This is a genomic window from Photobacterium salinisoli, from assembly GCF_003614885.1.
Taxonomy (GTDB): domain Bacteria; phylum Pseudomonadota; class Gammaproteobacteria; order Enterobacterales; family Vibrionaceae; genus Photobacterium; species Photobacterium salinisoli.
Window position 1 is genome coordinate 1,700,949 of record NZ_QZMS01000007.1, and the last position, 25,927, is coordinate 1,726,875.

16 protein-coding genes are annotated in these 25,927 nt (G+C 51.0%); 4 read left to right on the top strand and 12 right to left on the bottom strand.

Features of this window, described 5'->3' with window-relative positions:
• Nucleotides 1-64: 64 nt before the first annotated feature.
• From truA to fabB, 5 genes are all read right to left on the bottom strand, one after another.
• Nucleotides 65-844, bottom strand: a complete 780-nt coding sequence (gene truA / locus D6M16_RS08475) for a tRNA pseudouridine(38-40) synthase TruA (RefSeq protein ID WP_120511406.1) — start codon at nucleotides 842-844, stop codon at nucleotides 65-67.
• Between the two features lie 131 nt (nucleotides 845-975).
• Complete coding sequence (locus D6M16_RS08480; RefSeq protein ID WP_162940955.1) at nucleotides 976-5,484, bottom strand: FimV/HubP family polar landmark protein; 4,509 nt, start codon at nucleotides 5,482-5,484, stop codon at nucleotides 976-978.
• A 268-nt stretch (nucleotides 5,485-5,752) separates the two neighbouring features.
• Nucleotides 5,753-6,766 carry an aspartate-semialdehyde dehydrogenase gene (locus tag D6M16_RS08485; protein ID WP_120511408.1) on the bottom strand — a complete coding sequence of 338 codons (1,014 nt, stop codon included), beginning with the start codon at nucleotides 6,764-6,766 and terminating at the stop codon, nucleotides 5,753-5,755.
• Nucleotides 6,763-7,929: a 4-phosphoerythronate dehydrogenase gene (locus D6M16_RS08490; RefSeq protein ID WP_120511409.1), complete on the bottom strand. Its 1,167-nt coding sequence runs from the start codon at nucleotides 7,927-7,929 to the stop codon at nucleotides 6,763-6,765. The genes D6M16_RS08485 and D6M16_RS08490 overlap by 4 nt, the downstream gene beginning before the upstream one ends.
• Before the next feature lie 266 nt (nucleotides 7,930-8,195).
• A complete protein-coding gene (gene fabB, locus D6M16_RS08495) occupies nucleotides 8,196-9,410 on the bottom strand; it encodes a beta-ketoacyl-ACP synthase I (RefSeq protein ID WP_120511410.1) in 1,215 nt (404 codons plus the stop codon).
• A 205-nt stretch (nucleotides 9,411-9,615) separates the two neighbouring features.
• Here fabB and mnmC point away from each other — a divergent pair, with 205 nt between their 5' ends.
• Entirely contained in the window at nucleotides 9,616-11,643 is a 2,028-nt protein-coding gene (mnmC, locus tag D6M16_RS08500) for a bifunctional tRNA (5-methylaminomethyl-2-thiouridine)(34)-methyltransferase MnmC2/FAD-dependent 5-carboxymethylaminomethyl-2-thiouridine(34) oxidoreductase MnmC1 (RefSeq protein WP_120511411.1), read from the top strand.
• A 119-nt stretch (nucleotides 11,644-11,762) separates the two neighbouring features.
• On the opposite strand, the gene D6M16_RS08505 is transcribed toward mnmC, so the two are convergent.
• From D6M16_RS08505 to D6M16_RS08515, 3 genes are all read right to left on the bottom strand, one after another.
• Nucleotides 11,763-12,059, bottom strand: a complete 297-nt coding sequence (locus D6M16_RS08505; protein ID WP_240435552.1) for a hypothetical protein — start codon at nucleotides 12,057-12,059, stop codon at nucleotides 11,763-11,765.
• A gap of 222 nt (nucleotides 12,060-12,281) precedes the next feature.
• Nucleotides 12,282-13,448: a nucleotide sugar dehydrogenase gene (locus D6M16_RS08510; protein WP_120511412.1), complete on the bottom strand. Its 1,167-nt coding sequence runs from the start codon at nucleotides 13,446-13,448 to the stop codon at nucleotides 12,282-12,284.
• Between the two features lie 171 nt (nucleotides 13,449-13,619).
• On the bottom strand, nucleotides 13,620-14,990 hold the full coding sequence (locus tag D6M16_RS08515; protein WP_120511413.1) for an MBL fold metallo-hydrolase: 1,371 nt from the start codon (nucleotides 14,988-14,990) through the stop codon (nucleotides 13,620-13,622).
• A gap of 576 nt (nucleotides 14,991-15,566) precedes the next feature.
• Here D6M16_RS08515 and D6M16_RS08520 point away from each other — a divergent pair.
• Both D6M16_RS08520 and D6M16_RS08525 read left to right on the top strand, forming a co-directional pair.
• Nucleotides 15,567-17,882: a hypothetical protein gene (locus D6M16_RS08520; protein ID WP_120511414.1), complete on the top strand. Its 2,316-nt coding sequence runs from the start codon at nucleotides 15,567-15,569 to the stop codon at nucleotides 17,880-17,882.
• Nucleotides 17,883-17,942: 60 nt separating this feature from the next.
• Nucleotides 17,943-19,022 (top strand): hypothetical protein, encoded by a 1,080-nt coding sequence (locus D6M16_RS08525; RefSeq protein ID WP_120511415.1) that lies wholly within the window; start codon nucleotides 17,943-17,945, stop codon nucleotides 19,020-19,022.
• Nucleotides 19,023-19,037: 15 nt separating this feature from the next.
• On the opposite strand, the gene D6M16_RS08530 is transcribed toward D6M16_RS08525, so the two are convergent.
• Both D6M16_RS08530 and D6M16_RS08535 read right to left on the bottom strand, forming a co-directional pair.
• Nucleotides 19,038-20,435 (bottom strand): phosphohexomutase domain-containing protein, encoded by a 1,398-nt coding sequence (locus D6M16_RS08530; protein ID WP_120511416.1) that lies wholly within the window; start codon nucleotides 20,433-20,435, stop codon nucleotides 19,038-19,040.
• Between the two features lie 30 nt (nucleotides 20,436-20,465).
• On the bottom strand, nucleotides 20,466-21,926 hold the full coding sequence (locus D6M16_RS08535) for a mannose-1-phosphate guanylyltransferase/mannose-6-phosphate isomerase (RefSeq protein WP_120511417.1): 1,461 nt from the start codon (nucleotides 21,924-21,926) through the stop codon (nucleotides 20,466-20,468).
• Between the two features lie 315 nt (nucleotides 21,927-22,241).
• Here D6M16_RS08535 and wecA (D6M16_RS08540) point away from each other — a divergent pair, with 315 nt between their 5' ends.
• Nucleotides 22,242-23,282: a UDP-N-acetylglucosamine--undecaprenyl-phosphate N-acetylglucosaminephosphotransferase gene (wecA, locus tag D6M16_RS08540; protein ID WP_120511933.1), complete on the top strand. Its 1,041-nt coding sequence runs from the start codon at nucleotides 22,242-22,244 to the stop codon at nucleotides 23,280-23,282.
• 581 nt (nucleotides 23,283-23,863) lie between these two features.
• Here the strand turns inward: wecA (D6M16_RS08540) and wecA (D6M16_RS08545) are convergent.
• Entirely contained in the window at nucleotides 23,864-24,958 is a 1,095-nt protein-coding gene (gene wecA, locus D6M16_RS08545; protein WP_120511418.1) for a UDP-N-acetylglucosamine--undecaprenyl-phosphate N-acetylglucosaminephosphotransferase, read from the bottom strand.
• Nucleotides 24,959-25,013: 55 nt separating this feature from the next.
• Nucleotides 25,014-25,922: a UTP--glucose-1-phosphate uridylyltransferase GalU gene (gene galU / locus D6M16_RS08550; protein ID WP_120511419.1), complete on the bottom strand. Its 909-nt coding sequence runs from the start codon at nucleotides 25,920-25,922 to the stop codon at nucleotides 25,014-25,016.
• Between the last annotated feature and the right edge of the window lie 5 nt (nucleotides 25,923-25,927).

The following is a 25,927-nucleotide window of genomic DNA, read 5'->3' on the forward strand; positions in this document are numbered from 1 at the left end:
GTTGCAGACCTTGCCTGCGTGACAACCGCTCAGCGCGCCACAGCCAGTCAAAAGGACCATCCGCTCACAAAAAGAGCGGGCCTGCAGGGACACAGGGCAAATCATAGACCTCAGGATAATCCACTTCAACCAGATACAACCCTTCCGCTTTGGCGGTCGCACCCGCTAACGTACGATCTTTCTTCGCCAGTAGCCACTGAATCCATTCAGGTTTTTCTTCGCCACGTCCCACTTTAATCAGGCTGCCTGTGATATTACGCACCATATGATGAACAAAGGCATTGGCTTTGATATCAATGATGACGTAATGACCCTGACGGGTGACATTCAGGTGCATCACATTACGCCACGGGCTGCGGGACTGGCAAAACACCGCCCGGAACGAGGTAAAGTCATTCTCGCCCAGCAGGTACTGTCCGGCCTGATGCATTTTATCTGCATCCAGTTCACCGTGATAATGGCTGATACCCGAACCAAGGATAGCAGGCCGCAGCGCATGATTGTAAATGACATAGCGATAACGTCTGGCTGTGGCGCTGAAACGGGCATGGAACTCATCCGGCACTTCCTTTGCCCAGCGCACAGCGATGTCTTTGGGCAAATGGGCGTTGGTTCCCATCGTCCAAGCCACCAGCTTGCGCGGTGTCTCACAATCAAAGTGCACCACTTGCCCGGTACCGTGCACACCGGCATCGGTACGACCGGCACATTGTACCTCTATCGTTTGATTGGCAATCTTGCTCAGCGCTTTTTCCAGTCTGCCCTGCACACTGTCAACGTCGCGCTGACGCTGCCAACCAAAATAGCGGCTCCCGTCGTACTCAATTCCTAAGGCAATTCGCATGTCTGCACTCTTACTTGTCTGAAATACCTGCCAGCGAGTCCGCCAGCAAAGCGAAAGCAGAGATTATAAAAAAAGCGCTAAAAGAAAAGAAGTCCGCATAAGCGGACTTCCTGTTCAGTCTGATGAAATGATCAGCGATCCATCTTTAATAACAGATTCGCAGCTTCCCGGCTGACATCGCCATCACCGTTTTCAGCCACATCCTCCAGTAAAAAGTATGCCCCGTCGGTGTCATTCATTTCCAGATAGGCTTTGGCCAAATCGAGTTTGCTGGCGTACTCACCCGCACCGTCAACATCAATGTCACCTATGCCGGCTAACACATCCGGGAACTCATCCAGCCCCACATCCAGCTTCAGCGGTGCTGAATCCAGTTCAGGGTCTGATTCCCCTTCCAGCTCTTTCATCAGTTCATCAATGCTGATGTAGGGCTCTTTGCCACTTGCCGAGCCTGTCAGCTGGCTCTCTGCCTGAGTATCTGCACCATCCACAGGTTCGTCAGCCTGCTCAGATAGCGGCGGTTGTTCACCCCAGTCCTCACTTTCCAGTTCAGGCTCAGGGATATCCGCTCTCCAAATGGCGCTTTCTTCCGGCGACAGCTCCTGATCATCCAGGTCGGACAGCGGCACACTTTCATGTAACAGCCACTGTTCATGCTCGAACTCGTCAGGATTGTCTTGTTCAGCTCTGGACTCTTGCTCTGGCTCTGGCTCTGGCTCTGGCTCTGGCAAGGATTCAGGCTCAGTCGGGTCATCAGCATCAGACAAGGCAAGATCAGATAACTCAAGCTCACTGGCTGGCTGGCTGCGGTCTGCCGGGATATTGTTGTTAAAGCCTGCCCAATCATTTTCTGCGTGGGCATTATCTGTCTGGCGGTTGTCGCCCTTAAGCTCAGGCCATTCCGAATGCGGCACCGACTCAGCATCCGCACTGTCTTCGGTGTGCATTGAAGGCAGTGTTTCATCGGATTGAAACTCATCAACTGCCTGCATGGCTGGCAGTTCAAGCTCAGGTTCTGCCAGCAGTGCCGCCATATCCAAACCTGCCGAGTCGATCAGTTCATCGCTCCAGGATTCATTCAGCTGTGACTGCGATGGAGGCTGTGGTTGTGGCTGAGCAGCCTGCGCTTCATCGCCGTGCTTCAGTTCCTGTTCGTACTGCTCCAGCTCCATCTGCTCTTCAAACGAGGCATTCAATGCATCGTCTTCATCAAACTCAGGCAAGGTTGCCGGATCGATCACCGCATATTCGTACTGAGGTTTGCCATGCATAGGCACAGCTTGCCCTGCAGTCTCTTGCATTGAGGGAGTATCGTGCGCCGGTTCTGCTGGTGTTTCACTCACTTCGCTCGGCGACACAGTCTCCGTCAGATCATCGTTACGCTCAACAGCCTGGGCTGCCAGTTGTAGCTGCTCCGAGACTTTACTGAGTGCGGCCTGGGCATCGTCGTCAGACCAATCTTTGTCATTCTCATCGTCTTCCCACGAGACAGCTTCAGGATCGAGCAGCGCTGCTTCTTCGTCGAACTCCGGAAACTCCTCCAGGTTAAGTACGGGTTCCTGACGTCCGGCAACAGCCTCATCCCAGGCAGGATCGAGTGTTGCTTCGGGCTGTTCAGCCGCAGCATCAAACGTCGGGGTTGGAAGTTGTTCATGTGCCAGTTCGTTAACCACAGACTCAGGCTCTGCAGCCTGCTCTTGTGCCTGCTCTTGTTCCTGAGCCAGCTCCTGTGTCTTAACCGGTGCTTCATCGACTGTCTTTTCATCCTGTTCCGGTTTCTGATAGCGGTTCTGCTCTATCAACTGGCAGGTTTCATCCTTGTCGTGATACAACTGCACAGTTTCGGTTTCGTGTTCCTCTGTCGACCCGGAGTCTGGAGAAGCCTGTGCAGACTCAGCCGCTAAAACCTGCGCATCAGGCGCAGCCTGTTCCGCAACGTCCTGCTCACTCGCTTCTGCTTCTGCATCTTGCTCAGCAGACAGGCTTATCTCTGGTTCAGCTTCTGGTTCTGGTTCAGCTTCAGTTTCGTCAAACCCAGCTGCAGATGCATCGCTGTGTGGTACAGCTTCATCCACATCGGCTGCACCCTCGGCTTCAATATCTTCATCTTCGTTCGGGACAGAATCCGCGCTGTCAGCTGCCATAGCGACTGAGTCATCTGTCTGAAGATCACTCAGCAGGCTATCAATATCATCCTGCTGCGTGTCCGTTTCAGCGGACAGCACATCCTGGCTGGCTGCTGTTTCTGGCTCAGGTTCAAGCTCTGTCGCTGTTACGGCTTCTGGTTCATCAACACCTGTATGGGCAGCGGCTTGCGACGCTGCAGCTACCGCTTTCTCAGCGTCAGCTTTATCAGCATCAGGTTTATGAGCGTCAGGGGCAGGATCTTGAGTCTCAGTGTCATCTGAAACCGAGTCACCGATATCAGCCATAGCCTGAGAGCCTTCTTCTGACAGCCCGGCCTGTGCCTCGGTGTCTTCCAGCTCACTTAAGTGCTCATCGACGGTTTTTTTTTCAGATAACATCAGATCATCGATATCATCCGCGCTAACAGTATCCGTTTCCTGCGGTGAAGCCAGCCAAGGCGCATCGGCTTCCTGCGGTTCTTCCTCATCCAGCGTCAGCAGTTCATCGAAAACATCTTTGTCTTCATCTTCGTTTTCTTCATTATCCAGCTCAGGATCGAGCTGCGCATTCTGGTTATCTTCATCCAGCAACTCGTCCAGCAGTACCGTACTGTTTTCATCCAGTTCAAAGTCGCTGTCAGCCTCACTTTCCTGATCATCAATCAGCTCGTCCAGCAACTCGGTGCTGCTGGCATCCAGGTTGAAATCGGCATTGAGATCGTCCAGCCCCCAATCTGCTTCCGCACTGTCAGCCTGGACATGGTTAACCGCAGGGCTGGCAGGCTCATGCTGCTCGTCACCTTCACGATCAAAATCCTGCATCAGTTCATTGAGGATGTCCTGATCCAGCATGCCAAGCTCAATACTGTCGGCTTTATTAGCTGTCAGTTCACTGTCGGCAAAGGCATCGAACAGATCGTCCTTGCGATTATCCTCAGCGGGCTTTTCCGGCAAGACGTCCTCGTCATCCAGTAAACCTACGGCAAGATCAAAGTCTGTTTCTTCGTTATCCTGTGCACTGAAAGGCTTGTCCCAAATGCCACTCAGACTGTCTTCTTTCTCCTGCGGCGGCGTCTGATCAATCTGGTCCAGTGCGCGCTCCATATCCTGGAGACCAATAGCCTGCTCTTTGTTCTTTACCGAGATATCACTCTTTGGCAATTCATTGCCAAAGGCATCATCCAGGCCGTCCGTCAGATCCAGCTCATCAAGCTCTGCATCGTTATCATCAAACAGATTATCCGAGAAGATTGGATTGTCCTGCGGGGTCTTATCATCAAACAGGTCGTCAAGACTGCTGTCTTCACTGTCCAGCCCCAGATGCGGTTCATCATCGTCCATATCAGTGACCATAGGCTTAGGTGCTTCTTTGCTTACCTCAGCGGCTGAGGAAGCTGTGTCTTCCTCTTTACGACGCCGGCCAAAGAAAAATGCCAGTAAGCCAGCAATCAGACTACCGGGGATCAGAGCAGCACCAGCCAGTGCCCACGGGTTTGCAGCCAGTTTATCCAGCCAGTGGACTGGCGGTTGTTCGGCCAGCGGCGCGTCAAGCTGGCCTTGCTGCGCCTTTTGCTGGGCGATGAAGGATTGAATTTCTCCACGCAGCTCCTCGTCGCCCGCCAACTGCTCTTTCAGTGCACCAATTTCATGCTGCATTTCAGACAGCCGCACACGCAGCAGCTGATTGCTTTCGCGTAATTTAGTCAGCTCTTCATCTGAGGTATCAAGCTGCTCCTGAAGCTCAGGCGAAAGGGCATCATTGGCCGTACTTGCGGCAGCGGCGGCAATACCCGCAGCAGGTGCGGTGGATGACACTGCAGGTGAAACTGGGCGTTCCGGTGCGCTAGCAGCCGCTGACGTTGGCTGAGCCTGAACCTTGGGTGCAGGCACGGCCGGTTTCGGTGCTGGCGCCGATCCGGACGCGGAAGCTGAGCCTGTCCCAGACGTACCTGCCCGGGCAGATGCCGGACGGCTACTATTATTTGCGGACGTATTGCCAGCGCGCGCGCGCGACTGCTCACGGCGCAGCAGATCAGCTTCTACGCGATTTCGTATCTGATCGGTATTTTCCGCCTGAATCTGAGCCATGGTCGGCATTCTCAGGCGGCTGCCCGGGATCAGGCCATGAATATTGCTGTCAGTGAAGGCATTGGGATTGGCACGGAAAATTGCCCCGAGGACCTGATAAATAGAAACGCTGTCATTTGGCTTATACCGTGACGCAATGGACCATAAGGTTTCGTTTTCACCTGTCGGGCCGTAAATGCCCACTGTACGGTTGCCGGGAGACGTTGCCGGACGCGGCGTGGCCACGCGAGGCTGAGTTACCGCGGGTCGCGGCGATGGCGCAGGTGACACCACAGGTGCCGGCGGTTGTGCGGGCTCTGCAACCTGGTCAGTCGGCCCCATAATTCGAACAGTGTTCGCTTGAACGGCAACAGGAAACTGCAAAGCCGCCGAAGCGATGACGACCGGTAAGATGGCACGTTTCATTTTATTTGATGAGTCAGACACTGCCTGCTGTCCTCTCTGGCAGAGATAGTAAACTAGGAATTCTTCGGCCTGTAGCCAGAATACTTGAGCGTAAATGCAAAACGACAGGCGTTTGTGAACATTAAAAGTGATTGTTGCCTGCCATGGCTTGATGTCAATCACCATGCCCGGCTTTTACTGTGAAGATCAAGAAATTGGCTAAAGGAATGCAAAGGCGTGCCCATTGGCACACCTTTGATTCGTCAGGAAGTTCCGGCCGTTTGGCCGCCGGAACTTCCCGCTATGCATCTTACAGGTATTCCTGGATCAGTTTCTCTGCAATCTGCACGCTGTTGGTAGCAGCGCCTTTACGGACATTATCCGCCACCACCCACATATTCAGCCCACAGGGGTGGCTGATGTCTTCGCGGATACGGCCAACCATGACATGGTTTTTACCGATGGCGTCCACCACCTGAGTCGGATACTCGTTGCCATGGAACACTTCGATACCATCAGCATTTTCCAGCAGGCTGATCACTTCTTCAATGATCACAGGCTGGCAGGTTTCCACATGCACCGCTTCCGCATGGCCGTAAAATACCGGCACGCGGACACAAGTCGGGTTCACACGGATATTGGCATCGCCCAGAATTTTCTGGGTTTCCCACACCATTTTCATTTCTTCTTTGGTGTAGCCGTTATCCATGAACTCATCGATTTGCGGCAGGCAGTTAAAGGCAATCTGCTTAGAGTACACTTTGTTTTCAACCGGCAAACCGTTCAGCAGCTTGGAGGTCTGGCCCGCCAGTTCGTTTACGCCATTCTTGCCAGAGCCGGAAACAGACTGGTAAGTCGCCACGTTGATCCGGTCAATGCCATAAGCATCATGAATCGGCTTCAGGGCCACCAGCATCTGAATCGTCGAACAGTTCGGGTTCGCCACTATGTTGCGATTACGAAAATCGGCCAGTGCTTCCGGGTTCACTTCCGGCACAACCAGCGGAATTTCAGGGTCGTAACGGAAGCATGAGGTATTATCAATCACCACCACACCCGCGTCGGCGGCAATGGGCGCCCAATGTTCAGAGGCTTCAGAACCGGCAGAAAACAATGCCAGCTGCACCTGCGTCCAGTCGAAGTCTTCGACATTAGTCACGCGGGCACTTTTGCCCTTAAACCGCAGCGTCTTGCCCGCACCGCGCTCTGAGGCGAGCAGATACAGGTTACGGACAGGAAAATTACGCTCCTCCAGCACTTCGACCATGGCTTCCCCAACAGCACCGGTGGCTCCGAGAATGGCAATATCAAATTCCTGACTCATGGTGTTTCCTCAACAGTAAAACCTAATTTAGCCAGCGACTCTAACCCAAAATGCCCCTGACCTGCTACTGTGACCGCACTGTATTCGCGTCGATCCCAGTAATTTTTTCGCATCTTATCGAATTCCGATGCCATACCGGCATCATCAACCGCCTGCATCTTGCGGCGAAAGAGGGCGTCATCCTTTCTGACATCATAGATCAGCTGAATTAAGCTAAAGAGGCTGTCTTCATCCCACTCCCTGCTCAGCCTAACAAACGGTACAGGAGCAACCGGTAACAGTTCTGCCGCTTCTACTCGGTCATCGCGGCCAAGAAATTCGCAGAAGCTGTTGAAAATCATCGTTGTGCCGCGGGCTTTGCCTTCCAGGCCGTAGCCTGCCACATGGGGAGTGGCAAATGCCAGCAGAGGCAAGAGATCGCGATCCACCAGAGGCTCTTGCTCAAACACATCCAGCACAGCCGTCAGTGCTTTACCCTGACCGGATTGCGACTGTTGCAGGGCCTGTTTCAGAGCCTGATTGTCAACAATGGGCCCCCGGGCAGCATTGATCAGAATTGCCCCGTCTTTTAAGCGGGACAGAAACGCCTGATCGACCAGATGATGAGTCGGATAATCCCCCTGCTTTGCCAACGGTGTGTGCAGGGTAATGACATCGCACTCCTTAACCAGAGTGTCCAGTGAGGCAAACTGCCGTGGATCACCTTCCGTTTCTTTAATGGGATCATTGAGCAAATACCGGATACCTAAGGCATCCAGGCAACCTGCCAGATAAGAGCCGACATTGCCTGCTCCCACAATCCCTACCGTTTTGTCGAAAACCGAAAAACCCTGCTGCTGGCCCAGCACCATCAGGCTGCTTAGCACGTATTCTGCCACCCCAACCTTGTTACAACCCGGCGCGGCTGTGTAGGCAATCCCCTTCGCTTCCACCGCGGCCTGATCAATATGGTCCTGACCGGCTGTCGCTGTGCCAATGAAACGCAGCTTATCGGCTTTTGCCAGTAAAGCGGCATCCACTTTGGTGACTGAACGTATCATGAGGCCATCAATATCAACCAGATCATCGGCTGTCAGTGTGCGGCCTGGCTTGGCGATAACCTCACCTAAGCGACCGAACAGTTCAACCGCATAGGGCATGTTTTCATCTACGAGGATTTTCATTGGGGCTCCGAAAAGTAGCGCGAATCAATTGCGGACTAGCATGGGAAAAAATTGGCTGATGTCAAGAAAAGCTCAGACTGACTTCTCATTCTGTAACGACAAAAAAACCCGGTATAAATACCGGGTTAAACATCCAGGATGGGGAAGAACACTTGATAAGTGCCGCGTCTGAATACTGGCGCGATGCAGGAAACTCTGCCTATCGCGCCGCCCTGGAAATCAGGGGATACAGACTCTGCATAGAGCATCATCTGTATACCGGCTTATCAGGCTTCGTATTTCTTAATCACCAGCGTCGCATTGGTACCGCCGAAACCAAACGAGTTCGACATCACGGTTTTCAGCTTCGCTTCACGGGTTTCACGCACAATGTCCAGACCTTCTGCCGCCGGGTCCAGATTATCAATGTTAATGCTCGGGGCAATAAAGTCATTGTCCAGCATCAGCGTGGAATAAATGGCTTCGTGAACACCGGCAGCACCCAGGGCGTGACCTGTCATGGCTTTGGTAGCAGAAATTGCCGGGCTGTTCTGACCGAACAGCTCCTGAATGGCACCCAGTTCTTTCACATCACCCACAGGCGTAGACGTGCCGTGTGTGTTGATGTAATCGATAGGTGCATCAAGATCCTGCATTGCCATCTTCATACAACGCACTGCGCCTTCACCAGAAGGGGCAACCATGTCGTAGCCATCGGATGTCGCGCCATAACCGACGATTTCACCGTAAATTTTCGCGCCGCGCGCCAGTGCATGCTCCAGCTCTTCCACGACAACCATGCCGCCGCCGCCGGAAATCACAAAACCGTCACGGTCGGCATCATAGGTACGTGATGCTTTCGATGGATCATCATTGTACTTGGTCGACAGTGCGCCCATGGCATCGAACATCATGGTCAGTGACCAGTCCAGCTCTTCACCGCCACCGGCAAAGACAACGTCTTGTTTGCCCAGTTGAATCAGCTCCAGTGCGTGGCCGATACAGTGCGCGGATGTCGCACAGGCAGAACTCATGGTGTAGTTCACACCACGAATCTTGAATGGGGTTGCCAGACAGGCAGATACGGTGGACGACATAGTACGCGGTACCATGTAAGGACCGACACGTTTCACACCTTTCTCGCGCAGAATATCAACGGCGGCAACCTGGTTATATGAGGATGCGCCACCCGAACCGGCCACCAGACCAGTACGTTCATTAGAGACCTGCTCTTCAGTCAGACCAGCATCTTCAATTGCCTGTTCCATAGACAAATACGCGAAGGCTGCGGCATCGCCCATGAAACGCATTTTTTTACGATCGATATGATCAGCCGGGTTCATTTTCAGATCACCCCAGACATTGCTGCGCAGTTTTGCGTCTGCAAACTGCTGAGAAAAGTTAATGCCTGACTTACCTGTTTTCAGAGAATCCAGTACCTCTTTCACATTGTTACCGATACTGGATACGATACCCATGCCTGTAATTACGGCTCGTTTCATGATGAATTCCTACTGTCATTTAACGCGGTGATGATAACGGGTTTAGTAAGCTTAAGTGGTCAGCTTTCCCCGTGATCGGTTACAATCCGCTACTTATCGTGGTCAGTTGATGATCTTTTACCAAAGTTTGCCTGTAAGACATAGCGGCATTTCACACATCTTGCTTAAAAAATCATCACGTTATCTTTACTAAGAGGTTTCCCTTTTGTCCAATTCGTCGCCTAAACAGATTGAAAATGCCGTTCTGGACTGGAACGAAGCCGGTACGCCAGTTTCTCACGATTTCGACGACGTGTATTTCTCTAATGCCAACGGACTCGAAGAAACACGTTATGTATTTTTGCAGCAGAATGGGCTGCCGACACGCTGGGACACCTTTGACCGCCGCCGGTTTGTCGTGGCAGAAACCGGCTTTGGCACAGGTCTGAATTTTCTTGCGGTCTGGCAGTGGTTCAAAGCCTTTCGTCAGGCTAACCCAAACGCCAGTGTTAAAGAGCTGCATTTTATCAGTTTCGAAAAATTCCCGGTCACACGCGAGGATTTGATCAAAGCCCACGAATCCTGGCCTGAGCTGGCCGATCTTGCCCGTCAGCTCCATGCCCATTACCCGCCAGCCGTTGCCGACTGCCACCGCCTGGTGCTGGAAGACGGCATGATCACCCTGGACCTGTGGTTTGGTGACATTAAAACCTCTCTTCCTCAAGTATGGACCCCAGCAGGCGGGTTAGTCGACGCCTGGTTTCTCGATGGCTTTGCCCCCAGTAAAAATCCTGAGATGTGGAACCAGGATCTCTTCAACGGCATGGCTGCACTGGCCCGCGAAGCTTGTACGGCCGCGACCTTCACCGCCGCCGGTTTTGTCCGTCGCGGCTTGATCGATGCCGGTTTTGACATGAAAAAAGTCAAAGGGTTCGGCTACAAACGAGACATGCTGGCCGGCGCCTTGTCTGAACGCCGCCAGGGGGCGAATTTTGCTCCCTGGTATGCCCGCCAGAGCGCCTCGGATTTATCCGACGTAGCCATTATTGGCGGTGGAATTGGATCGGCCGCAACCGCACTGGCGCTGGTGCGGCGCGGCGTGCAGGTCAGCCTTTACTGTGCCGACGCCCTACCGGCCGAAGGGGCATCAGGCAATCGCCAGGGCGCTGTCTATCCGTTGCTGAATGGTTCCAACGATGCGCTAAGCCGGTTCTTTGCGCCGGCGTATCTCTACGCCAGGCAGTTTGTCGAACAGGCTGCAGCAGTTAGTGATTTCAGTTATGACTGGTGCGGCGTCACTCAACTGGCCTGGAATGAGAAAACGGCAGAAAAACTGGATAAGATGCTGAGCGGTGGCTTTCCGCGGGATGTCGTTCATGCCCTGGATATCGGGCAGACCCAGGCCATCACAGGCGTAACGACAGGTCACCGCAGTGTGCACTATCCGCTTGGCGGCTGGCTGTGCCCGCAAGCGCTGACTCGTGCCCTTATCCGACAGGCACAGGCAACAGGACGCTTATCGCTGCACACTGAGACTGACATCACCACCCTGAGCCAGAATGACAGCGCTCAGTGGTCGCTGCTCAGCCGTGATAACCGGCAATTTACCCACTCCACTGTGGTGGTTGCCAACGGGCACCGCTTTACAGAGTTCGCACAGACTCAGGATATCCCAGCCTACTCAGTACGAGGTCAGGTCAGCCATGTGCCCAGCCAGGGTGAGCTGGCGCAACTGAAATCCGTGCTGTGTTACGACGGCTATCTGACGCCGGTCAACCCACAAACACAGACGCACTGTATCGGTGCCAGTTATCGTCGTAACAGTACCGCTCTGAGTTTCTCGGCAGAAGAGCACCAGGACAACCAGGCGCGGCTGGCAGCATGTCTGCCCGCTGCCGACTGGCCAGCAAACATCGATTTTTCCGCACAGGATGCCCGAACCGGGGTTCGCTGCGCCAGCCGGGATCATTTGCCTTTCGTCGGGGATGTCTGCTGTTTCGAAGCGCTGCTGAGTCAGTATGCCAATCTGCGGGAGCAGCAAGACGAAGCGGGAGATGTACCTGTCTATCCCGGACTGTATGCCATGATAGGGCTGGGCTCACGCGGTCTCAGTTCAGCGCCGTTGCTGGGCGAACTGCTGGCGTCGCAGTTGTGCGGTGATCCACTGCCACTGCCTCTGAGCGTCCTTGATGCCCTGCACCCGGGAAGGATGTGGGTACGAAAATTACTCAAAGGAAAAGCGGTAGAAAGCTGATTTCACTGCCTGCCAGCTCACAAAGCGCAATCACTTTTCTTTCCCCGTTTTTCCGGATGAAGAGCAGAAAGAAAGCATGCCAGACACTGAAGAGCGTTCAGTGTCTGGTAATACTGTGATTATTGCTGATTGGTGACAGGTGGCGCAGGATTATCATCACCGCCGCCGGTATCCGACAACGCAACGCCTATCACTACAGCAGCTACCCCGACAGCAACCACTGTGGCCGTTAAGCCACCGGCAGATGCCGCAGACGCGGTAGTGATACCCGCCGCAGACCCTTTAGAGGCGCTTGTCGCCGAGGCAGAAGATGTTGTCGCAGAAGCAGGCGTAGTCACTGGTGTTGATGTGGCCCTGGGTACTGCGGGCACTTCTGTTGCCGTTTCTGCCGCACTCGCCCCCATACTCACCATCATTCCAGCAACTATTACTCCAGCCGCCATTAGCGCAATGACGGGCTTTTGGGAATCGAGCCCCGTAAGGATTCTCGCAAGAGTTCTCATAGCAGTCCCTGACCATCTCAAATAACCAAAGAGGTAATTTAAGTATAGACAGGGATGCTAATTTTCTGTGATCTATGTCGAAATCAAACCGCAAGAAAAGTAAGACACTCCCCCATTTTGGTCGGAATTCTCTGATTAATCAGCACCAAACAAATCGCGGGTATACACTTTCTCAAGCACATCTTCCAGCTCTGGCGCCATTCGGTTTGAAACAATCACATCAGACATTGCCTTGAACTCTGCTAAATCGCGAATCACTGTGGAATGAAAGAATGTATCCTCTTTCAGAACAGGTTCGTAGACGATGACATCCACACCTTTGGCTTTGATGCGCTTCATAATGCCCTGAATGGAGGATGCCCGGAAATTGTCTGAGCCGCTTTTCATGATCAGCCGATACACACCTACCACTCTGGGTTTCTGGCGCAAAATGGATTCAGCAATAAAGTCTTTGCGGGTGGAATTGGCATCAACAATGGCGCGGATCAGGTTGTTCGGCACTTCCTGATAGTTTGCCAGCAATTGCTTGGTATCTTTGGGTAAACAATAACCGCCATAGCCAAAAGAAGGATTGTTATAGTGCGTGCCAATGCGCGGATCCAGCCCCACTCCCTGAATAATCTCACGGCTGTCCAGGCCATGTGCTGCGGCATAGCTGTCCAGCTCATTGAAATAAGCCACCCGCATCGCCAGATAGGTATTTGAAAACAGTTTCACTGCTTCGGCTTCGGTCGAATGAGTAAACAGCACTGGAATATCGTCTTTCACCGCGCCTTCAACCAGCAGATTCGCGAAGGTTTCAGCCCGCTGAGACTGTTCACCGACTATGATACGTGATGGATACAGGTTATCGTACAGTGCCCGGCCTTCACGAAGAAATTCAGGTGAAAACAAAATGTTATCAGTATCAAACTCTTCTTTTATCCGCTTGGTATAACCAACAGGCACAGTGGATTTAATCACCATCACAGCATGAGGGTTGATAGTGATAACATCACGTATCACAGACTCCACTGACGAAGTATTAAAATAATTGGTCACCGGATCATAGTCGGTTGGCGTTGCTATGATAACGAAATCGGCGTTTTCATAAGCGAGGTGTTTATCTGTTGTGGCTGTCAGATTCAACTCACGGTGTTTGAGGTATTCGCTGATTTCTGTATCAACGATGGGCGAGAGCCTCTGATTAAGCTGATTTACTTTCTCTTCTACAATATCCAGTGCAATAACCTGATGGTTTTGCGCCAGCAATACAGCATTCGACAGGCCAACATAACCTGTTCCCGCTACTGTTATTTTCATTATCTGTCCTCAAACTCAGCCTACTTAACAACAATGATAGCTCCAGCTTAATGGGTTGATATGGAATGCAGATGACAATAACCATTAAACGGGTTGAATATACTGCTCAGCTATCACTGTGTTATCGCGCAGAATAGAGTAGCGAAAGACAGTTCTGATGCAAGTTAAGACTTAATCCTGGTTCAGGTTTGCGCAAACTATCACCTTTGCATCCGGTTTGACCTTTTGCAAACGTCGCGCCAGCGCTTCCTGAGCAGGCCTGTCTCCATGAACCAGGCGAATCTCTGCAGGTCCTTTTTCAATCCCCTTAACAAAGCGGATCAGATCCAACTGATCGGCATGGGCTGAATACCCCGTCATGGTGTGCACTCTGGCATTTACTTCTATACGGTTATTGTTAATCATCACTTCTTTGGCGCCGTTTTGCAGTTCCCGGCCCAGGGTACCTCTGGCCTGATAGCCAATAAGCAGCAGATCGGTTCTGGCATCGGGCAGCAAAGCTTCCAGATAATTCATGATCCGTCCGCCACTGCACATCCCGCTGGCTGCCACAATAACGGCCGGCTCACCACTGGCCTTCAGACGGTTAACCAACCCGATATGATCGCTGTGCTCATCAATCTGAGTGCACTGATCAAAGTCCAGCGGGTGACGCCCGTTATCCAGTCTTGCCTTAGCTTCTTTTGTCCACAGCCGCTTAAAGCCCTGATAGGCTTGCGTGATTTTCATGGCTAAGGGGGAATCAAGCACAATCGGCAAATGGAGCCACGGACTCTCAGCTGAGGGCTGCCGGATCTCGTTATTGACAATGTTTTCCAAATCAAAAAGCAGCTCCTGAGTTCGCCCCAGACTGAATGCCGGTATCAAAATGGCCCCGCCGTCTTTTAACGACTGCTCAACCACGCTTTTCAAAACCTGCTCTCTTGTTTCCACGCCAGGGTGACGCTTATTACCATAAGTACTTTCCAGCACCAGTACGTCAGCGTGCAGCGGCGGCTCAGGATCAACCAGCAACGGGGTATTGCTGGGACCCAGATCGCCGGAGAACACCACTTTCTGGCGATCAGGTAACAGCAACTCGACGTAGGCCGAGCCTAAAATGTGGCCCGCCTGACGAAACGACAGGCTGATATCCTGGCCATCAGGCAGGATGATCTGTGCCCTGCAATCAAATGGCACAGGTTTTAGCTGAGATCGCACCAAGCGGATAAAAGCTTCGCACTTTTCATCGCTCAGTCCCAGTTGCAGTTTCAATCCATCTTCGAGCATCAAAGGCAACAAGGCTGCTGTCGCTTCAGTTGCATAAATCGGCCCGCGAAAGCCAGCCGCTAATAACCAGGGAATACGGCCAACATGGTCGATATGGCAATGGGTCAGGATAAGTGCCCGGATAGGCTCGACAGGAAAGGTAATATCATTGCTGGCTTTGGCTTCCTCGCCCTGAAACGCACCGCAATCTATTAACAGACTGTATTTTCCTAGCTGTAGTTCATGACAGGAACCGGTCACCCCGTCCCTGGCTCCATGGTGTAAAATATTCACCTGATTCCCCTGGTATTAAGAGATTAAATAATTCACCCAGCATGACAAAGTTAATGACAGGTGAAACATTAACAGCAAAATTGCGCGACTGAATTCACGAAAAACTTTCACGCCCAACACAGGTTAATGTTAAATATTCGACGGCATGTAAGTTTAGTCAAATATCATCAGGTTCAGTCACCCTTTTACCCCTACTTTTTATCGGAGTTTTATCTCGCTGATATCACTCTTTCACCATGCTTTTATCACGTTTTAATCACGTAAAGCGTGTCCTTGCGTCATTCGCCCCGCTCAAAAAACATCCTGACAACAAAGTCAGTGCCAAAGACAGACATCAAATAACAGCATAAACTAATGAAGCAATTCACAGTTTTCATCATTAAATAATGAAATTCGCCTTGTATCTGGGAGTAAGGCTTTATTTATTCAGCCATTCATTTATAAAGCTTATCGAAATAATTGACTGCGCAAACTGGCCGACAGACCAGAGCGCAGATAGCAAGCTCGATAACAGCCAATAATAAAAAGCACATTGAAAACAGCCTTAGGCTCTCATATTTATTCAAAGGAAATATCATGAAAAAGTCAGTTTTGGCGACCCTTATCATTTCCTCGCTGGGGCTAACCGCCTGTGGCGGTGGCAGCGGGAGTAATAACGATAGTACAGACTCCAATCCTTCACCAACATCGATCACCACGGTAGGTGTCGTCAATAAGGGGATCGTAAAATCTGGCCAGGTCGCTGTGTGTGAAGCCACAGTCGCCAATACCAGCCAGAAATACTGTTTCTCTCCTTTACTCACCACAACCACCAATGACAAAGGTCAGTTTTCTCTGACTGGTCTGCCCGCCAATAAAGCCCTGTTGGTTGTTGTGACCAAAGGTTCTGGCACCCAAATGAAATGTGACTATGCCGGTTGTCAGGATGCAAACGGTAATCCCATTGAATTCGGCGAGTGGATGACGGTTCCCGATGATTTCAAACTGCTGGCCGTGATTGCTTCTTCAGGTGAAATCAAAACGGCCAATGTTAATAGCCTGACCAATCTGGCGGCGAAAAAAGCCATTGAGCTGACCGGCTCTCTGGATCTGACAACAGACATAGTCAACAACAGTAATGCCATTATCGGGAAAGCACTCGGCCTGACCAAGCCGATTACAGAAATGGGCTCAGTAGACATTACCGATGCCAATGCCATTGCCGGGTCAGACAACGAAGATCTGCGGGCAGCCATTCTGTCGGCATCGATTGAACAAAGCCGCAAAAATGGCAGTGTCAATATTGAAGAGTTAATTGACTATGATGCCAATGGCAAACTGGCGGTGAATAAACATGTCGTCAGCCAGATCCAGGCGGATACCACTCAGGTGGTCAGTCAGGCAAAAGCCCATTCAAATAATCAGGGTAACACGGGGTCTAAACTGGATAATGCCGAGCAGGATGTTTCAGCCATTAATCCGGATAATATTGAGATTGGTATTGATATTGACAAACCCGTCGCTAACGCCGTCGTGCAGGCCAAAGACTTCATCAAACAAATCCGAACCGTCTATACTGCCGCGTCTGAGGGTGGGGATCTGAATACCGGGCTGACAAACTTTGCTGACGAGCTGTATGACATAAGCAGTATCGCGCAGGAAGATACAGAAATGCTGCTGGAAAATGTCAATGGCGCCATTATTGCCATTAGTGAAGTCATGAAGTCAAATTCCAACTCTCAGGATAATTTGTGGTTCACTAGGAATGGCTACGACGTATATAAAAACGGCGACCAGTATACCGTTGATCAAAATGGCGTATCGCTGGTGGCCACAGGCTCTTACGACCATAGCACCAGAACGGTTACTGGAACCGACCAGAATTGTAATTACTCAGATTACTGCACGAAGACTTCAACAGAAGAAGTGCATACTAACATCACGCTAAACGAATTAAGTGCAAACTATAATGATGCTTGGTTACAAGCTTCCCAAAGCCATGTTGTGTTAAGTGCCAATATTACCAAAGAAGAGAAAAGAAACTATAGCAATACGTCACCTGAAGATTATGGTTCCGAGAGCAGTACCTCAGAAGTTTCTCAGGTAAACACCTTAAAGCTTCAGCTCTCTGAAGCAATACTTACCTATTTTAGCTACCAGGAAAATTTTTCATACCCAAATACATTTTCTGGAAACATCACCCTTATCGCCGATGATATATCTTCTGCCGATTTCAATGGCTTTAAATACAGTGAATACTGGGATGGTTCAGTCTCTGATTGGTCCAACGAGAGCAAAGACAGCTCCATCATCGAAGCGAAAAGCCTGACGTTTAAAATTGATGGCTTGATAGCCTCAGGCGATCAGACAGTTTCAGCCTTAATGGATATCAGACTGAATAACATGGGTGGTTATGTGCATTTAAAAGACATCACCCGCACTATCAGTGGCCGTTACTGCTCATCGTGGTCTGATTGGGACAGCAGTTGTAATGTAAGACATGAAGAAACCACCACTGAAGAAAGTGCAGAAACCAAAGACAGCTTCATCAGAGCCAACGTTAAAATGGCATTAGGCGCAAACATTCTTAATGCTAACAATACGCTGGTTGCGACAAACCTGTCGCTGGACATCTCCCGCAACGAATACAACCTGATCGAAGTGGATGCCGGAGTGACTTATAACGGTAAAGACACTTACCTGAGCACCAGCTACAAGCCTTACAGTGATACCAACACGCCTTATGTCTCGCTGCGCGATGGCAAAGGTCTGGTGGCGACCCTGACCGAAAAAGGGGAAGACGATATTGGCGGCACCATCTATGTGAACGGTAAACCGACCGGAACGATTGGCACGACAAACAATAATCTGTTGCTGATCCGTTATACCGACGGCTCCTTCGAATCGATGTAAGCGATTTGCTCATTCTTTTAGTCACGAGCCCTGATCTGTCAGGGCTCTCTTGTTGTAATTATGATGCTGACAACCTTAACAACCCTTACCGGCCTGAGCCTGCTCCCTCTTGCGCCGGGAACAGCGACTGACTCAATTGCACCATTTGTTCAGATAAACTCGCAAAGCTACGCCGAGAACAACAGTATTTATGCACTGGTAAAAGGCAAAGAAAGTGATTATCAGGGCTCCAATCACGCCTTCACCTTTAACGAAGCCGCTTTTGGCCTGCGCTATCACAATGTGACGCTCAGTTACCTTTACCGCTATGAATGGTTTCTCAAACATTCCCCGGATGCGCTTTTGCTCTATGGGGATTCCCTGAACCGCACAGACATGGTGCCCGGTAAAACCTATCAGGTGGATTTGAATGTGAACCATACCATTCAGCAAGGCATCCGCCTCGGCTGGCGTATGGAACCGGCAGACAATCTGGCTTTCTATGTCGCGGGCAGCTATCTGAAAGCCACCGATTTAATGGAAGGTCAGCTACATGGTCAGGTTCAGCGCAGTGCCAGCGATGATATCAGCGGTCAGCTGAACCTGGATTATGTCTATGGCGAAGATGTCTTGCTGGACCGAATTGCAGACAAACCCACCAGCCGCTACGGCTTCAGTACCGATCTGGGATTTGACTGGCACATAAACAGGTACTGGTTTCTGTCGGCTTTTGTGCAGGATGTCTATGGCGAAATCATGTGGGACCGCGCCCCTTACACCACGGCCGTTGCCAACACCGCCACGGCAGAAACCGATGAAAATGGCTACATCAACATCAACCCTATTGCGAGTGGCTTTGAAGGTTATAAAGAATACAAACAGCGGTTGACACCCAAGTACACGGGCCGCTTGGCTTACCTGCTTGGTGATACCGCGCTGTCGGCCAGCCATTTTTATGGCTATGGTGCACAATTAACGGATCTCGCTGTCAGCCATGGCTGGAGTTGGATCAGTGCCCGACTCTCGTACACCTTACAGAGTCAGGCCATCGGGCTGGCCCTCACCCACCGCTACTGGTCGATGCAGGTAGTCAGTGACAATCTGGACTACCAGCAAGCCAGCCAGCTGACCGTGATGCTGTCGGGTCAGGTGCCTTTCTGACGGCGCCTTACCTTATCATGACGTCGAAACAAAAAACGGCTGAAGCAACCCCAGCACTTCAGCCGTTTTCCTTTTCATCAACGCGGGATCACCACGAGACTCCACATTCAAACGCAAAACAGGTTCGGTATTGGATGCTCTCAGATTAAAGCGCCAGTCAGCAAAGCACAGACTGATCCCGTCAGTTTGATCAAGCGCTACTGCATCGGGCTCGAACACAGCGCGGACTGTCGCGATGGCATCGTCCGTGTCAGTGACCGTCAGGTTGATTTCGCCGGAGGCCGGATAAGCCTGCATTCTTTCCGCTACCAGTTCCGACAGACGCCTCCCTTTTACAGACAGCAACTGTGCCACCAGCAACCAGGGGATCATACCGCTGTCGCAATAGGCAAAATCACGAAAATAATGGTGGGCACTCATTTCGCCGCCGTAAACGGCGTCTTCGTGCCGCATCCTTTCTTTGATAAAAGCATGACCGGTTTTCGACTGAATCGCCTGTCCGCCGTTAGCCGTGACAATATCGACTGTATTCCAGACCAGGCGGGGATCATGAATGATTTTCCTCGGCCGGGATTCATGCGGCAGTTCAGGCTGCTGTAAAAAAGCTTCTGCAAGCAAACCGACAATATAATAGCCTTCGATAAACCGGCCCTGCTCATCGAACAGAAAACAGCGGTCAAAATCGCCGTCCCAGGCAATGCCCATATCGGCCTGATGCGCCCTTACCGCTTGTGACGTCGCCGCCCGGCACTCCGGCAATAACGGATTGGGAATACCATAAGGAAATAGGCCATCAGGTTCGTGGCAGATTTTCACAAACTCAATGGGAATACTGTGCTGATTGAGCTGCACTTCCAGCGCATCAATCACATGCCCCGCCGCACCATTGCCGGCATTCACCACCAGCCGCAGCGGTTTAACCTCTGAGGGCGTGATATAAGACATCAGGTGGTTAATATAGTCATTCAGCACAGAATGATGGCTCAACTGTCCGATCCGATCTGGCACCGCAAAATCACCCGCTTCCGCCAGCCTGCGAATATCATGCAAGCCAGTGTCGCCACTCACAGGGATCGCCCCGGCCCTGACCAGCTTCATACCATTGTAATTGATAGGGTTATGGCTGGCTGTCACTTCAATCCCGTCAACGTGCAGACTTTGCGCCGCGAAATACACCTCCTCTGTGCCTGTCATACCCAAATCGATCACATCCACTCCGGCATCCATCAAACCTTGCGCCAGTGCCATTTTCAGCGACGGCGTCGACAGCCGCACATCGCCGCCAACTGCCACTGCCTGTGGCCGGAAGTGCTTACCGTATGCCCGGCCAATCCGGTAAGCTATATCTTGGTTCAGCTCCCGCCCCAGCTCCCCTCGGATGTCGTACGCTTTAAAACAGGTCAGTCTTTCCATGCCCTTCTCCTTCTGGCGCTGCCATCCCGTTTACTTTCGGCCATACCTGTCTTCAAAACGGACGATATCGTCTTCGCCAAGATAACTGCCTGACTGCACTTCGATAATTTCCAGTGGAATTTTGCCTGGATTCTCCAGCGCATGCACCACGCCGACCGGAATGTAAGTGGACTGATTTTCCGTCAGCAACCAGGTCTTATCCCCTTGCGTCACTTTCGCCGTACCCGATACCACCACCCAGTGCTCAGCACGATGATGATGCATTTGCAGCGATAATTTTTCACCCGGATTCACCGTGATGTGTTTCACCTGATGACGCCCGCCGCTATCGACCTGATCATACTTACCCCAGGGGCGATACACTTCCCGATGCAGCTCGCATTCCGGGCGCTGCGCCGCTTTGAGCTGCGCCACTATCTCTTTCACATCCTGGACGTTATCTTTCGCCGCCACCAGTACCGCATCTTTAGTTTCAATCACCACCACGTTTTCCAGGCCAACCGTCGCCACCAGCCGGCTGTCGGCCCTGACATAACAATGGTGCGTCTGCGCGGTCAGCACATCGCCGATGACGACATTGCCGGCGGTATCTTTAGCACTGAGATCCCACAGCGATGACCAGGCACCGACATCGTTCCAGCCGGCTTCCATTGGTACCATCACCGCTTCGCGGGTGTGCTCCATCACGGCATAATCAATCGACTCGGCTGGACAACCCGCAAAGGCCACGTTGTCGATGCGAATGAAATCCCGGTCCCGTTCAGGCGATGCGACAGACTGGCGACAGGCGGCCAGAATATCCGGCCGGTACTGAGACAACTGCTGCAAATAAGAAGAAGCACGAAACAGGAACATACCGCTGTTCCAGTAATAGTGACCACTGACCAGATACTCACGCGCGGTATTGAGATCCGGCTTTTCAACAAATTGCGCGACGTCGAAACCTGCGCCAAGCGCTGCGCCGCATTTAATATAGCCGTACCCGGTTTCGGGCGACTGAGGGGGAATCCCGAAAGTGACCAACTTGCCGCTATCCGCCAGCAGCAGTGCTGCCCTGACAGCCTGAGTAAAGGCTGCGACATCAGCAATCAGATGATCAGCCGCCAGCACCAGAAGTAAGGGGTCACTATCATCCAAAGACAGGGACTCTGGCGACTCATGTGCCAGTAATGCGGCCAGCGCGATGGCAGGCGCCGTATTACGTCCAAAAGGTTCAAGCAGCAGGTGACCGGGCTGGTTGACGCAGCACCTGAGTTGCTCTGCGGCAAGAAAGCGATGATCTTCACGACAAATCACTAACGGAGCGCGCGCATCCAGTTCAGCCAGACGATGAAGGGTTTGTTGAAGCATACTGAGCGAAGATGGTGTGGAAGCAAACGACGGGGTTTCAGGAGGCTGAAGGGAAAGAAACTGTTTCGGATACTGCTCGCGGGATAAAGGCCACAAACGACTGCCTGTCCCTCCCGCCAAAATAACCGGTAAAATCTGCATACGCCCCTCTCCTCGAATGACATTTTGCAACAATCGCGGCAGTAAAACACAGAACTCGTTTCAGAACGGGCCAGAGAAGACATAATGTTATTGAATTTATTTGCTGGCTTTTCTCTGACACAGGATAAGTATAGTCATGCCAGAGTAAAAAATGACAAGGGTTGAGATTACTCAGCATCTGCGCCAGCACAGAGGCAGCAGTTGGGACGGAGGGAACAAAAGTAATAATTTACTTACTGAATGTTTTTTCTTCTCTTCCTAGCGAGGCAAAATGTTGATAGTCTTTTTGCGTTTTGTATGCCTTCGGACCACAGCATGATAGCCGATTTTTTCTTTGTCTTTTTTTCTTCTTTTGCCGCACTTTTTTTACTTCGGAAGGTCGCCAAGCGTATCGGTCTGGTGGATAAACCCAATGCCAGAAAGCTGCATCAGGGGGCTATTCCGCTTGTCGGTGGTTTGGCTATCTGCATTACGCTGGCGCAGTTTCTCTACTACTCACCAACCATACTGGACGACGCCGGGCTATACGTTTTCTGTATCAGCATTCTGACCATCATCGGCGCACTGGATGATAAGTTTGATGTGAGCTTCAAGCTCCGTCTGGCCATCCAGGCTTTGCTGTCTGTCTGTATGATGTATTTTGCCGGTCTGGAACTGCATACGCTGGGGAATATGATTGGTTTTGGCACCATAGATCTGGGAATGTTTGGCTATCTGGTGACTGTACTGGCGGTGATTGGTGCGATTAACGCCTTCAACATGGTCGACGGTATTGATGGTCTGCTGGGCGGGCTATCTATGGTGACTTTTGGCGGGCTGGGTATCATGCTGTTCCACGATGGACAGCAATCGCTGGCGTATCTGTGCGGTATCATCATAGTAGCGATGGTCCCTTATATCCTGCTCAACCTGGGGGCATTCGGCCGACAGCGTAAAGTCTTCATGGGTGATGCCGGCAGTATGCTGATCGGTTTCACTGTGATCTGGTTTTTACTGCTGGCCAGCCAGAACGGCAGCCGCCCGCCACTGCGTCCGGTGACGGCACTCTGGCTAATCGCCGTCCCTTTAATGGACATGACAGCAATCATGATTCGCAGAATTAAACGCGGAGATTCCCCTTTTAAGCCGGATCGCGAGCACCTGCACCACATTTTCCAGCGGCTGGGCCTCAATTCACTGCAAACGCTGATCGCTATCTGCAGCATAGCGACCTTACTGAGCGCCGTGGGTATTTATGGCGAGATTGCCAATGTGCCTGAGTATGTGATGTTCTGGTTCTTTATTTTGTGTTTCCTCCTCTACTTTTTCACCCTGTCGAAAGTAGAAAAGTACTCGCCTCCGCAAGAAACATCATAACGGGTATATAGCCAGTTCATAGCGTGGTAATCCCGTCTAATCGCACAGCCGTATTTCGGTACGGCTGTTAATCGTTCAGTTTTGGATTCAGTTGTTACAGGCGCATTACAAATATATTGGACAGCCGTTCCAGCTACATTGCCTTTTCTCTGACTAATTAAGTTTGTTCTTAATATCTGACGCATCCTTATATATCCCCTCAGCACTTAGACATGCAGAGATACCCGTAATGATCCAGACAAGAACTGGACAATAAGAGATACATTACGCGCGATGAGAACACGTACATTAGACGCCGTCTTGAATGGTTTAGAAGATTTGTTCCAGGCAACTACTCACTTGGTATTTGTCTTGTTATGGGATACTGCAGGCTGGCTCAATCAGTTAGATCACTACGACAAAACCGCCAAGCAGATAAGAAGAGAAGACAGGCAAGAACGTTAGATGAGCGATAAAACAAACAGGCTCTGATAATGCGTAAAAAATCGCATAAAAAAACCCAGGACAAGCCTGGGTTCATGTTCAATATCTTTGACTTCTGGTTCAGACACTTACATCGTTCGACAGAACAATGAAAGCGTTTAGCGCTCTGAGGTTACCTGCTCAGGTGTTTTTGGCTGACTACGACCGGTGAGCTTGTGTATCCAGGTAGTAATACGCCAGATATGGCTGATAACCGCAAAATACACACCAAACATGATCATAAAGCTCAGCAGCATCAGGGTTTCATTGACCTGCGACAAATCAGACCAAATCCCGATTCCCGCCATACTGGCAGCCAGACCACAGATCACCACCAGGGTCATGAATGGCGACAACCCAATACGCTGACAAATATGGTGCAGATGTTCACGATCCGGCTTAAAGGGCGACTGGCCTTTACGAATTCGGCGAATCATGATGGTGGCCATATCCATGAGCGGTAAAGCAATTAACCACAAGGCAGTGACCGGGCGCATAGCACTCTGCTCACCCGCCTGTGTGGCTTCCAGCAATAGCCAGATAACCGTAAAGCCAATGAAGATACTGCCCGCATCGCCCATAAAGACTTTAAACCGACGCCCCAGCGGAAAACCTAAGTTCAGCAAGATATAAGGGATCATGGCGGTCACTATCATGGTGCAGATAACAAACAATTCAGTGTTACCCGACGCATAAAAGACATAGCCAAGGGCCGCAAAACTAACTGATGCCAAACCGCCTAACAGACCATCGATACCGTCAACCATATTGAAGGCGTTAATGGCACCAATGACCGCAAAAATGGTAAGCAAAGTGCTGGCGACGACGGGTAAATCAAGCGGGAAATCCCCCAACATGTACCCCAAGTAATGCAGGCTTTTATCACCGATGAAAATCATCACCAGCGATACACACGCCTGTACCAGCAAACGTAACTTAAAACTGATGTCGTATCTGTCATCAATCACGCCGATAACCACCAACACGGTTGCACAACTTAAATACAACCAGGGGTTTTGCGGAAACAGTTCAAAAAAACTAAAGGCTATTGCCAAAGTAACAAATATGGATACGCCACCTACAAGCGGAATGACACCTTTATGGTGTTTTCTCTCGTTTGGTGCATCGACCAGCCCAACCCGCTTAGCCACTTTGCGGCAGATAAACAGGCTGCAGAATGACATCAGGAAAACAAATATGAATGCAGAAGTCATGTTGGGGACTCTTACGTTAAAGGGGTTAACCCAAAATCATGTCGGGTTTCGGAATTCAGGACACTGCACGCATAGGTGGAATGACATCATCTAAGTACGCCTTGAAGCCATCACCCAACTCTGAGTGGCGCAGCCCGTACTCAATAAATGCTTTCATATAGCCCAGTTTATCGCCACAATCGTGTGACTTACCTGTCATGTGAAATGCCTCTACCGTTTCCTCTGCCATCAGCATATCAATAGCATCAGTCAACTGAATTTCATCACCTGCACCAGGAGGTGTTATAGCTAGTTTGTCCCAAATTTTTGCAGATAGGACATAGCGACCCACTACCGCCAGATTGGATGGCGCCTGCTCAACAGAAGGCTTTTCTACCATCGCAATCATTGGATGCGATTGACCACTGCTAAGTACTGCGCCGCCACAGTCAACAACGCCATATTTTGACACATCTTGCATTGGTACAGGCTCAACCATAATCTGGCTTGCTGATGAGTTATTAAACCGTGTCAACATAGCTGCCAGGTTCTCTTTACTCAGATCGGCTGTATATTCGTCCAGGACAACATCTGGCAATACCACAGCAAAAGGCTCATCACCAATCAGTGGTTTAGCACACAATACAGCATGTCCGAGGCCTAAAGCATTGCCCTGCCGTACATGCATTATGGTGACATCTTTAGGACAAATCGACTGAACTTCATCAAGTAGTTGACGCTTCACTCGCTTTTCCAACGTTGCTTCAAGCTCAAAAGAAGTATCAAAGTGGTTTTCAATTGCATTTTTTGAAGAATGAGTTACCAGCACAATTTCTTTAATACCAGCAGCAACACATTCATTGACAACATACTGAATAAGAGGTTTATCTACTAATGGGAGCATTTCTTTCGGAATCGCTTTTGTTGCAGGTAGCATTCTTGTACCTAACCCTGCTACAGGGATCACTGCTTTATATACTTTCATATTTT